The sequence below is a fragment of the Paenibacillus glucanolyticus genome (assembly GCF_037333485.1).
GTDB classification, from domain to species: domain Bacteria; phylum Bacillota; class Bacilli; order Paenibacillales; family Paenibacillaceae; genus Paenibacillus_AQ; species Paenibacillus_AQ glucanolyticus.
In genome coordinates, this window is the sequence record NZ_CP147845.1 from 4,769,684 (window position 1) to 4,781,752 (window position 12,069).

The window sequence follows — 12,069 nt, forward strand, 5'->3', positions numbered from 1 at the left end:
CCCCTTTAATCTTGGTTTTCTGCTGCTTTATCATAAGCGACGATGATTTTTTGAACTAAAGAGTGCCGTACAACATCCTGTTCAGCAAAGTAAACAAATCCGACTTCCTCAATATCGCTCAAAATCCTTTTAGCTTCGATAAGTCCTGATTTCTTGCCACGCGGCAGGTCAATCTGGGTCACGTCCCCTGTAATGACCATCTTCGAGCCAAATCCGAGCCGTGTCAGAAACATCTTCATCTGCTCCGGTGTTGTGTTCTGCGCTTCATCCAAAATAATAAATGAATCGTCCAGCGTCCGTCCGCGCATGTAGGCAAGCGGCGCAATTTCAATCAATCCCCGCTCAAGTGCCTTGGCGGTTTGATCCGGACCCATCACATCATATAACGCATCGTACAGGGGTCTGAGATAAGGATCCACCTTCTCCTGCAGATCCCCTGGCAGAAAGCCCAGGCTCTCTCCTGCCTCGACTGCAGGCCTTGTCAGAATAATCCGTTTCACGGAGCCTTCCTTAATCGCTGCAACGGCCAGCACGACCGCCAGATAGGTTTTCCCGGTTCCCGCAGGGCCGATGCCAAATACGACATCCCGTTTCTTAATCGTGGTCACATAGTGCTTCTGACCGATGGTTTTTACTCGAATAGGCTTACCCTTGAAAGTTGTCGTGATCTCGCCCTTGTATAGATCAAGCAGTTGGTCCGCCCTCAATTCCTTGGCGAGTTCTACAGCATACAGAATATCGCGTTCAGTCAGCATGTAACCGTTCCGGACAAGCTGAAGCAGCACTTCAAACAGCTGCTGGAGACTCTCCACATTTCGGTGTTCTCCCCGAATCGTGATGACCGCTTCCCGTGAATCGATGGTTGCGGGAATTTCTTTTTCAATTAATTTAAGAAACGTATCTTGTGGTCCGAACAAAGACAGACCTTCTGACGCGCTTTGCAGTAAAATTTGAATGCTGGTCGTTTGCTGTGACAAATAGCCTCATTCTCCTTGATTGTATACTATGGGAAGTTCTTTCGCGATGGTCTCTTCCACCTCAAAAAGCACTTTCATATAAACTTTACCATTCTCTTTCTTATCATGCAAAATTTTTTGGCTTACGAACCTTGATTTCGCTCCGTATTTCGCTAAAATATCCCGCTGTGCCCCCTCGATGCCCTCTTTTTTCGCTTCTTCCTCCGTGATGGTATGCTGAACCTCCGTGACCTCCATAATTTTTTCTGTCATCCAGCCCAGCGGAAGCACGCGCGTTCTCCATGTGAGGGGATCATAATAGGTCAACGTTTCCTGTTGCGAAAATGGAATTTCGCCATAACCCCACAGTTGGACGGCCCGATCGCCAAACACGATATAAGATCGTTTTTTCCCTTCGCCCGTATAGACCTTATGCGTCTTAACCAAGGGGACCTCAATGTTGTACTCATGCCACACAAGCCCCCTCACTTCTCCATTGGCCACCACTCTCTCCGAGTTCTCCTCATCCCCGAGGACACCGGAAATCAGGACGTCGCCCTTCTTCACCCGGGAGTTGATCCCTACTTTGGGGACCCCCTTCTCAGCATATATGTGGGTAATGACAGCATCCTGTGTACTGATAAGATGCCTTGGGCTCTGAAGAGGCGGCTTCTCCGGCACGGCAGCTTCTACAATCTGTATACGTATGCGTGTCCCGTTACGTTCCACTCCCACCCATGAGGTTCCCGGTAGGCGGGCCGTCATATTCCCGGACAGCTTGTCCAACGATTCCAGCTTAAAAATCCATTGAAAAGGATAAATCCCTTCCTGCTTGGCTGCATCCAGCACATCTTCCGAAGCAATGGTCTCATTCCCCTCTACCTCAACATTCCATATCATCGAGGAAAGGGTCAGCAATATGGTAAAAAACAAAACAATGCCAAACACAAACGCTTTGCGTTTCAACAGACGCCGAGCCTTAAAGGGGTAACCGCAGCGCTCCTTGATGCGCGTGCGGCAGCCTGTCCGTTTTAACAGCGGACGGAGCCCTCTAAAATCCTTCAGCAGCAGTTTAAGCTCCGCTGAATGCGCCCCTGTCGGTGTAACGTCCCAAACGGGAATCCCCGCCTCCGCCAACGAATTGATGAATGCTTCCACATGCTCACCGCGAACAGCAAGCGTCAAATATCCTCGAAGGTTAATCATTGTCGGAATCTTCACGGTTTCTCCCCCGTTCCTATGTATTGGATATTATGAATGGTTCCAATGATGGTCACTTCATTACTCTGGATTGCCTGAATCGCAAGACCGGACCCTGAAATCTCCAAAGAACCCTGCGTCAAAGACAACACAAGTCGTTCCTCTGAAAAATGCCGGACTCCGCGATGGTTCTCGATATGCAGCTCTTTATTGCCAATCAGGGTCAACCGCGGCAAATCAAATAACAGGTCCTGTGGCAAATCAAGCATTTCTTGGGTCCATTTCTGCAGCTTGCGGCTGATGCGGGACATATGGAGACTTTCCCCCTTCCTGTACTGTACACCTTATGCCCCAAGTAGCTGTTTTATGAGATCAAAAGTAAAAAGACCGCAACGTCAAAAAAATCTTGACGAGGCGGTCTCCCACTTCTATTAATCTACTTATCGACGAGGATTCATCGGGCGTTTGGCACGTGGGGTTCCTAATATTTCTGACCATACAATACCATTTCGTGCCTGTTCTGCAAAATTCGATCGACTGCCGTCAGACTGTTCACGATCTTCGTCTCGAATTTCGACAACGGTTTCCGGTAGTGCGGTGGTCATCCTGTTCAACTCGGAATGTATCCGATCCAGATCCGATTGCATCATGCGCATCCTATGATCCATGCTATCGGATTGACGATTCATCTCCTGGTCACGTCTCATTCGATCAATCTCTTGATGTTCAAGAGAGTATCCGTTCCCGGTCCCCGGTTCTTCTTCATCGATCCTGTCAAAACGGGAGGTTTCATGAGCAGGTGCTGGACGGGAGACTTCCGGAGATGTCTGTACCCGCCTTGTTTCAGGCCGCTGCTGCGGATCCTGCTGCCTCTGCTGTCCCGGTCTTGCAGGACGTTCTCCCTCGCCACCGAATGTTGGCATACGGGTGGTTTTCCCCTCCTCAGGGTTCTTGCCGCGCCTTCCGAGGGCGGAGATGATGAAGAAGCCTATAACAGCTACAATGTAAAAATTTTCAATTAACCAGCTCACTATAGGCTCACCTCATCATTACTTGTTTTTGTTGTCTCCCGGATTATCATTGTTCTCGCCCATCTTGCCGAAGGATCCCCTCATTTGCGTGTCGGCTTCGATGTTTTTCAGGTTCATGTAATCCATGACGCCGAGTTGACCGCTGCGAAGGGCTTCAGCCATGGCCAGCGGAACTTGGGATTCCGATTCCACAACGCGCGCTCTCATCTCTACGACGCGAGCCTTCATCTCTTGTTCCTGCGCAACTGCCATCGCGCGTCGTTCTTCCGCCTTCGCTTGGGCAATACGCTTGTCGGCTTCAGCCTGTTCGGTCTGCAAATAAGCACCGATGTTCTTGCCTACGTCCACATCCGCGATATCGATGGACAGGATTTCAAATGCGGTACCGGCATCCAAGCCCTTGGACAGTACCGTTCTGGAGATCAGATCCGGATTTTCCAAAACATCTTTATGAGAGTTACTCGAACCGACGGTTGTAACGATACCTTCCCCTACACGAGCGATGATCGTTTCTTCCCCGGCGCCCCCGACCAAACGGTCAATGTTGGCACGCACGGTTACACGGGCTTTAACTTTGACTTCAATCCCGTCTTTTGCAACAGCGGCAACGATTGGCGTCTCAATGACACGCGGGTTAACACTCATCTGAACAGCCTGCAGAACATCGCGTCCCGCAAGATCAATTGCGGCTGCACGTTCAAATTCAAGTGGAATATTGGCACGTTGAGCTGCAATCAGGGCATTTACAACCCTGTCTACATTACCGCCTGCCAAATAGTGACTTTCCAGCTGATTGATATTTAAACCAAGACCTGCTTTTGTCGCTTTAATCAGCGGATTCACAATTCGGCTTGGCGTTACACGCCGCAGGCGCATAGCCACCAATGTTATAATCCCTACGCGAACGCCGGAAGCAATCGCCGAGATCCAGAGCATTAACGGGAAGAAACTGAAAAACACACTAAGTACGATGATCGCGACAACCACGATCAACAGAATCGTTATCAAAGAACCATCCAATGCCATACTTACTTCACCCTCCATTTGAAAAATATTTTCATCATATCCTGGAACCGATTAAAACACTTGCCCTTTTCATACTACACAATTACGTGACGAGGTTCACCCTTTTTCTTCCTCTACCACAATTCTAGTACCGTCTGTCTTGATCACTCGGACCGGGCGACCGGAATCAATGAATCCTCCCAGCGTGACCACATCCAGACGTCTTCCCTCGAGTTCCATCGTTCCAGCTGGACGGAGCGGCGTAATTGAAGTTCCAATGAGACCGATTAATACATCCCGGTCTTCATTCGGAACATATCCCTGCTCCCTCGATAAGCTGTCACTAAGTATGAACTTCCGCCATATCCCGCGTTCCTTGAATACGAGAGCGACAACGATTACAGCTACAAGAGCCGAGGCGGCGGCAATACCAAGGGACAATGCCACATGCGATGTGCTGTAGGCCGCCAGCACGACACCGGCGATCAAACTGGCTGATCCAATAATGCCCAGTATGCCGAAGCTTGGCACAAACAGTTCCAAGGCCAGCATCACAATGCCGATAATAAACAGCAGCCAGGTCTCCCACCCGGCAAAACCGGCTACCTGATTACCGAAGAAATACAGTACAAATGAGGCCACGCCGAGAATTCCAGGTACGCCGAAGCCCGGTACAATGACTTCGATGATAACACCTGCGATACCAATGAATAACAGCAGTGTCATTACCCCAGGGTGTGTTAGGAAGGTAGCCAGCTTTTCCGAGAAAGTCGGCTCCATCCGGAATACATCCTGAGTAGAATAATCCATCCACGCGATAACCTCTTCGGTGCTGTTTGCAAGCGTATCCGCATAACCCGTCTTGAGTGCTTCATCTGGCGTCAATGAAATAATATCACCGGGTTGTTTTGTCAATCCGATCTCAGGCATATCAACCTTCAGATTAATGTCAGCCATGCCCATGGCGATATTCTTGTTTCGCCCGCTTGCTTCAGCAGCACCAGCCATCTTGCTCTTCCACCAGGAAACCAGCTTGGCATCTTCAATCCGGTTTCCTCTGGCATCGACCATATAGGCTGCACCTATCATGCTGCCATCCGACATAGCAATCTTATCTGCGTTCAGCGCGATATAGCTGCCAGCCGATGCAGCATCGCCTGTAATGTAGGCTACAATAGGAATATTGCTGTCCTTCATCAAGGTGGCGATTTTCCCAGCCTGATCGACCAGTCCGCCAGGCGTATCAATCTCCAGAACAATGAGCCCGGCCGACATTTGTTCGGCTTCCTTAAACCCGCGTTCCATGAAACTGGTTAAACCCCGCTCGATCTGCTGTTTAACCGGAATGACATAGACCGACCCGACGTTAGCCGCCACTGCAGGCTTTGTCGGACCAAAATACATCCCGATGGATATCAGTATCATAACCGCGGCTGCCGTCAAAGTCAGGAACCTTCGCATCCAGATCTGTCCCTTCATCTTTCTCCCTCCTTTTCGAATTATTAAGCCATCCATCCCCTAATTCAACAAAATGAGTTCAGCGACCTGCCTTAAGCATAAGCATATGTATTTACTTGCCCTCATATGGTAGTTATTACGAATCAGAAACGATTTCGTTTCAAAAAGTATGCCCATCGTTGGAAAAAACCATCGATTAAGTAAATAGCATTTCTAACAAAGTAAGCGGTTTAGCCACAGAGTAAGAAAAAACACCCCTTGAAAAACAAGGGGTGTTTCACTTATGTTGTTACAGAAATTGTTGAACTACTTGATTAACAAGCTTTCCGTCTGCACGCCCTTTAACTTTTGGCATGAGAGCGCTCATCACTTTACCCATCTCGGCTTTTGAAGAAGCACCGGTTTCCTGGATGGTCTGCTGTACAATGACTTTAATTTCTTCTTCAGTAAGCTGTTCCGGGAGGTAGGCGCTAAGGAGCTCAATTTCTGCTTTTGCATCGGCGGCAAGATCGTCGCGTCCCGCTTTTTCAAATTCTTGGAGGGCATCTTTGCGCTGTTTGATTTCACGACTAAAAATATCAAGCACTTCGTTGTCATCCAAACTTCGTTTCAAATCTATTTCAAGATTTTTTATCGTCGAACGAACCATTCGAATCGTTGAGAGTTTGAACTTGTCCTTACTCTTCATCGCTTGCTTCATATCTTCGTTCAATCGTTCGCTAAGATTCATGCTTTTTTCAGATCCTCCTAAAACTTTCTCTTACGAGCAGCCTCGGACTTTTTCTTGCGCTTTACGCTTGGCTTTTCATAATGCTTGCGTTTCTTCACTTCAGCCAATACGCCATCTTTAGCAATGGAACGCTTGAAGCGACGAAGTGCAGCATCAATTGTCTCGTTTTTGCGAACTTTAGTTTCAGACACCAGTTTTCCCTCCCTCCGACCAGACCGTCCAAGAGCATTAACACGGTTCATCAAACTTCATTATAGGGCAAACCGAAATAGGGTGTCAACCTTGGGCGCCTAATTTACAATAGTCTCAACAATTGGAACAACCCCACAGAGGTCAAACACTGGGAGGTTGATATCGTTCTCTTTATTCCAGATGCTATGTATGAGCGGGTGAAATGCCTGTCAATGCACCTAAACGACGGCCGCCCATCAGATGATAATGTACATGGAACACCGATTGTTCTCCATCAGGTCCGCAGTTGTTAATCAGCCGATAACCGCTCTCTGCAATGCCAAGCTTGGCCGCAGCTTCTTTTGCTGCTTGGTGCATCTCACCAATCAGCTGCGAATCCTCATCCTGAATATCGTTCATGGATGCGATATGCTTCTTGGGAATGATCAATACATGAACAGGTGCTTCCGGGTTAATATTTTGAAATACAAGCACCTTATCATTCTCGAGTACTTTCGTCGAAGGAAGCTCACCCTCTACAATTTTACAAAAAAGACAATCCATGCACGGTTACCCCTTTCTTACGTTCTCACGCTTTTATCATATAAGAAAATGGACCATGCGTCCAATAAATGACTTTATCAGCAGCAGGCAAAAAAAGAGAAGCACCCCTGGAACGCAGCTGTCCAGTAAGGAGGCGCTTCATCATGAGAGCAAGGGAAAAGTTAGGAATCCCCCATGATCAAGCGCCTGCCCGGTGCTTCTTGTATATGTCGGCTTAACTGTACTATAACAGTGCCTTGTTGCTGTTTCCGTGATATATATCACATCGACTGCTCTAGCTGCTACAGCGATTCGATCGCAAGCTGCGATCCTTCTCCAGCCTGCTCCGCAGGCCGCACGACCAGCTTCCGTGGCAAACGCGCCCGAAGCTCTGGCACGTGACTGATGATGCCGACGGTAAGCTTATCATTATGAAGCCGCTCCAGAGCGGTGATAACCGTCTCCAGCAGTTCCGGATCCAGGGTGCCAAAGCCTTCATCAAGGAAGAAGAACTGGAGCGGATACTGCCCCCGAAGCTGAATCTGCGCTGAAAGCGCCAAAGCCAAGGCCAGCGAGGTTAAGAATGTCTCACCGCCGGATAGCGTGGATACCGGCCGCCTTACGCCGCCGTTGGCGTCATCCCGAATGACAAAGCCTCCCCCGGAATCCACCTCAAGCGAGTAGCGCTGCTTGGTCAAGAAGCGAAGACGCTGGGAAGCAGACTGGCTCACCTGCATCAGCTGCTCCTCCGCAATGTATTCCACGAATGCATTGCCTCGCAAGCAGGACTGCAGTTTGGACAAGCGCTCGCTTTCCCGTTGAAGGCCAAGGCGCAGCTCTTCCAATTCCATAAACCGGATATGTCGCTTCTCCAAATCTTCCAGGTCCCGCTCCGCTCTGGCTTTCGCCCGTACGGCCTCCTCATCGGCCGTACGAGCCACCTGAAGCTCGGCAGAGCTTCGTTCCCATTCCTCTTGACGGAATGGATCGGTGCCGAGCTTCTGCTCGACGTCCCGAAGCCTTAGCGTCCATTCTCGTTGTCCCTCACGATGCGCCTTCACCAGCTGGGCACATCGTTCGGTTTCGCTCTCGGATAAGCAGGCTTCCATAACGGCTGCCTCCGTAACAAACGGCGAGGCTTCCAGTTGCTTCTCCCATGCAAGCTTGGCAGCAAGATACAGCTCCTGTGCGGCGTTTGCAGCCTGTTCTGCAAGAGCTGCTTCTTTGGCTGCAAGCTGCGCCGCCTCATCGGCCTTTCTGCGCTTGCCTCTGGCTTGCTCAGCGGATTCCTTCAGAAGCTTCAATCTGGATCGGCATTCGCTCAACAGCTCTTCAGCGGATCGTTCCCCAATCCATGCCTGAAGGCGCTCTTTCTTGTCTTTCAACACTTCAGCTTTGCCCTCACGCTGGGCATCCCACTGAATCAGCAGCTTCTCCAGCTCACGGAGCTTCTGCTCCAGGCGGAGGACCGCCTGCTGCTTCTCCTCAATGAAGGGAACGCTTCGTTCAAGCCCTTCCCTAATGGACTCGGACTCCGCATCCTTTTGCTGCATGAGCTGAAAACGATCAGCCGTCTCTTCCAAAGGAAATGCCGGGTTGTCCTCCTGCCATAAACTTTGAATGTCGGCAGTTTCGACTTCCAAGCCTGCAAGCTGATCGCGCAGCTGGTTCACTGTCGTATGACCATTCTCAGCCGCAGCATTCTGCTTCATGAGCTCCTGTTGGCAAGCGTGGAGGCTCTGCTGAGCCTTGGACGCCTCCATGCGGCACTGCCCAATGGAAGCTGCCTGTGCTTCCGCTCTTTGCACCAGCCATGCAGTGTCTGAAGCAAGCCTCTCCACATCGTACGGTGTTTCAACAACAGGCACTCCTGAGGCTGCAGCTTCCACCCATGCTTCGTCCTGCTCCTCACGAGGGCCCTCGAGAAGGAGTTCGCTTCCAGCGAACGGCTCCGTCTGGGCATTCAAATGACTCACCAGAGATTCCGCTTCGTTAAGCTGCCCCCGCAGGGTCAATCGGATTTCCTGTATCTGATGTGCAATCCGTGACAGTCTATCCAGGTTCTCGTCAGAGGTCGTATCAGACGGCTCCGAAGCTGCGGCAGGAAGAGGGTGATGCTCGCTTCCGCATACGGGACAAGGCTTACCCTCCTGTAGCTCAAGAGCCAGCGACATGGACAAATCATGAAGCTGCTTTTCACGAAGCAATTGATTCATCGCCTGGTTTACCTGGCTGGCCGCAACTGCCGTCCGGTCGGCAAACGCCGCAACTTCAGCGGCAGAACGCTGCAGATTGCCGGCATGTGCCGAGAGCTTTATGTATCGCTGCTGCAGTTCCACTTCCTGCTTCTGCAGCATACTGAGCCTTAACTCTTGCTCCTTGAGTTTGATCTCCTGCTGTTTCAGTTCGTGTTCTGCCTTTTCCTTATGCTTACGGGCTGCCTCCAATGCCTGAACCTTCTGCATCGCCGCATGAAGCGCCTGACGCTCACCTGAGCGGGTCTCAAGCCCTTTGAGCTTATCCTGCAGCTCCTCCCGCCGTCTGCGTCCTCGTTCAAGCAGCTCCTGCTCCTTCTGGAGCTGCACGCCCACCGTCTCGAATTCTTTGCGGGCATCCGCTCGCTGTACATCCAACCGGGCCAACTCGTTGGACAAAACATCCCGCTCTTGCTGCAATATGACAGCTTGCTCGAGCTGCTGCTCACGCAGCACGAGCTTCGGCTCCTCTGCGATGAGCGCTGCCTGGGCAGCTTCATCTGCTGTGCCCGCCTGTTCAGCAGCCTGCTGAGCTGCTGCAGCCTGCTTGGTGAGCCCCTCGGCATGCCTGAGCCGAGTTTCCCACGTTTTGCCGGTATCACGCCACGTCTCAAGCGCAGGGAGGACAGCGGCAGCTGCTCCCGTCAGCTCCAGCCGGTGCTCCAGCCGCTTAATCTCTTCCTCTTGAGCAGACAATTCATCCAGCTTGCCCAACAACCGTTGCTTCTCCATGTCCAGCTCGCGAATTTTTCCCAGAGCTTCATGCGCCTCAATTGTGGCCTGGAGACGGCTGCGGGAGGATACAGCGAGTTTCTTAGCATCTTCCAGCGCTGTTTTCGCTTCTGCCAAAGCCTCTTTGCCCGCGCTGCCCAGCCCTTGCTGCTCCGCTTCTATGGATTTCAGGGCACCGTCCGTATCCTTCACCCGGCGGCTGAGCTTCATGGCAAGCTGATCTCCGTACCTCTCCAAATGAAACAGCCGCTGGAGCATCTGCCTGCGATCGCTGCCCTTCAGGGATAAGAATTCGGCGAATTTCCCTTGAGGGAGCACGACCGCACGGGTAAAATCGTCCATCTTCAATCCGATTTTCTCTTCTACGCAGCGGGTGACGTCGGCCAGCTTATCCGCCATCACTTGCTCCCCTTCGGGTGTAACTTGGATAAAACGGCTGATCGTATTGCTGATGGAGAGCTCATTCACTCGTTTAAATCTCCGCTCTACCCGGTATCGCTCCAGCCCGGCAGCAGAAGAAAGCTCAAACGTAAAGGAGACAGACAAGCTGTCCTCCGAATGGTTCATGATTCCCTGGGTGCCGTTAACCGCGCGCTCCACTTTCCCGTACATAGCCAGTGTAATGGCATCTAGCAGTGTGGATTTCCCGCTTCCAGTCGGACCGAATATCCCGAAAAGTCCGGTTTCACACAACGTTTCAAAATCAATTTCCTGCGTACTGCGGTAGCTCTGCAAACCGGATAACTTCAACAGAATCGGTTTCATCTACGCTTTCACCTCCGACCCGTCGGGTTCCTCTTCCTCTACAAGCTCCAGGAACAAATCAACCAGATGGTCCTCGGGCTCCGCCCCGCCGGTTTGCCGCTGATAGAACTTTCGGAACAGATCTGGAAGCGGCAGTCGGGAACGCTCATTCTCCAGCTCCAGCGCCTCCATCTCCGGATATACCGGGCGAATGTGAACAATCCCGTCTCTGCTCTTGCGCAGGCGCTGGATGTCCGCAAGCCCCATGGCCTCCGTCAAGGATACCTCCAGATCGATAAAGGCATCTGGATCACGACCCTCATCAAGCCACTGATAAACTTCCTCCAAGCCGCCCTTTGCCTTCCAGCGAACTAGCGAACGACCGCTGCTTAGAAACAGCTCCTCAATCACGGGGACTCCACCTGGCGACACGTCAACCATCGTCACAGATTTGGCCTGCCCAGCTTCCGAGAAGCTGTAAGCCAGCGGTGAACCGCTGTAGCGGATGATCCCCTCCCCTTTCACAGCCTGAGAGCGATGCAAATGACCCAGCGCCGTATAGGCTGCGCCGACAGAGAGTGCGGACGGATCGACCGTATAAGCTCCGCCAACCTGTATCGGTCGTTCAGAATCGCTCTCAACGCCGCCAAGAACATAAATATGGCTCATAGCCAGGTTAACCGTCTGCTGGGAAAACTCCCGTGCCATCATCCTCATCAGTTTCCCTACTCTTTCGCTATAAGCACGGCGGAGCTGGTCCTCGTCCCCATCCACCGAGAGCAGTTCATTCAACCGCGCCTCCGAGGGATAGGGAAGAGCGGCTATCTTGGCTGTTTCTCCCGTACGTGCCGCCGAAACGGTCACGGCATTGGCGATAGGAGTTCCAATGAGGGTAATGCCCCTGGTCAAAACAAGCGGCGTGATGGATGCCACACGCTCCGGCTGATCATGATTGCCGGCAATGACCACCATCGGGCGGCCTCCCTCTGTCAGCCTGGCTGCCGCATCATAAAACAGCTGCTCCGCTGCCGCAGGTGGATTTACGGAATCATAGACATCTCCCGCCATAAGGATCAGGTCTGCCTTCTGATCCTTAGCCAGCTCAACCACCTCATCCAGAAAGTGCTCCTGCTCCGCCAGCCGGCTCCGTCCTTCAAGCGTTCGCCCCAAGTGCCAGTCTCCGGTGTGCAAAATACGCATCGCAAATCTCCTCTCCCAAACTTCCAACAAACTCAAACTCACTA

11 protein-coding genes are annotated in these 12,069 nt (G+C 51.6%); all 11 read right to left on the reverse strand.

The window, feature by feature from the left end:
• Positions 1-5 precede the first annotated feature (5 nt).
• Positions 6-977 (reverse strand): PhoH family protein, encoded by a 972-nt coding sequence (locus WDY75_RS22505; protein ID WP_006209026.1) that lies wholly within the window; start codon positions 975-977, stop codon positions 6-8.
• Between the two features lie 6 nt (positions 978-983).
• The gene (yqfD, locus tag WDY75_RS22510; protein ID WP_063478946.1) at positions 984-2,177 is read right to left on the reverse strand and encodes a sporulation protein YqfD; all 1,194 of its coding nucleotides are present in this window, start codon (positions 2,175-2,177) and stop codon (positions 984-986) included.
• Positions 2,174-2,467: a sporulation protein YqfC gene (gene yqfC / locus WDY75_RS22515; protein WP_063478945.1), complete on the reverse strand. Its 294-nt coding sequence runs from the start codon at positions 2,465-2,467 to the stop codon at positions 2,174-2,176. The genes yqfD and yqfC overlap by 4 nt, the downstream gene beginning before the upstream one ends.
• Before the next feature lie 129 nt (positions 2,468-2,596).
• Entirely contained in the window at positions 2,597-3,187 is a 591-nt protein-coding gene (locus WDY75_RS22520; protein WP_063478944.1) for a hypothetical protein, read from the reverse strand.
• An 18-nt stretch (positions 3,188-3,205) separates the two neighbouring features.
• On the reverse strand, positions 3,206-4,213 hold the full coding sequence (floA, locus tag WDY75_RS22525; protein WP_006209022.1) for a flotillin-like protein FloA: 1,008 nt from the start codon (positions 4,211-4,213) through the stop codon (positions 3,206-3,208).
• 96 nt (positions 4,214-4,309) lie between these two features.
• Positions 4,310-5,671, reverse strand: a complete 1,362-nt coding sequence (locus tag WDY75_RS22530) for an NfeD family protein (RefSeq protein WP_063478943.1) — start codon at positions 5,669-5,671, stop codon at positions 4,310-4,312.
• 268 nt (positions 5,672-5,939) lie between these two features.
• Positions 5,940-6,380 (reverse strand): GatB/YqeY domain-containing protein, encoded by a 441-nt coding sequence (locus WDY75_RS22535; RefSeq protein ID WP_006209020.1) that lies wholly within the window; start codon positions 6,378-6,380, stop codon positions 5,940-5,942.
• A 17-nt stretch (positions 6,381-6,397) separates the two neighbouring features.
• On the reverse strand, positions 6,398-6,571 hold the full coding sequence (gene rpsU, locus WDY75_RS22540) for a 30S ribosomal protein S21 (protein ID WP_005547957.1): 174 nt from the start codon (positions 6,569-6,571) through the stop codon (positions 6,398-6,400).
• A 184-nt stretch (positions 6,572-6,755) separates the two neighbouring features.
• Positions 6,756-7,115: a histidine triad nucleotide-binding protein gene (locus tag WDY75_RS22545; protein WP_006209019.1), complete on the reverse strand. Its 360-nt coding sequence runs from the start codon at positions 7,113-7,115 to the stop codon at positions 6,756-6,758.
• Between the two features lie 281 nt (positions 7,116-7,396).
• On the reverse strand, positions 7,397-10,846 hold the full coding sequence (locus WDY75_RS22550; RefSeq protein ID WP_063478942.1) for an AAA family ATPase: 3,450 nt from the start codon (positions 10,844-10,846) through the stop codon (positions 7,397-7,399).
• A complete protein-coding gene (locus WDY75_RS22555) occupies positions 10,847-12,025 on the reverse strand; it encodes an exonuclease SbcCD subunit D (protein WP_063478941.1) in 1,179 nt (392 codons plus the stop codon).
• Between the last annotated feature and the right edge of the window lie 44 nt (positions 12,026-12,069).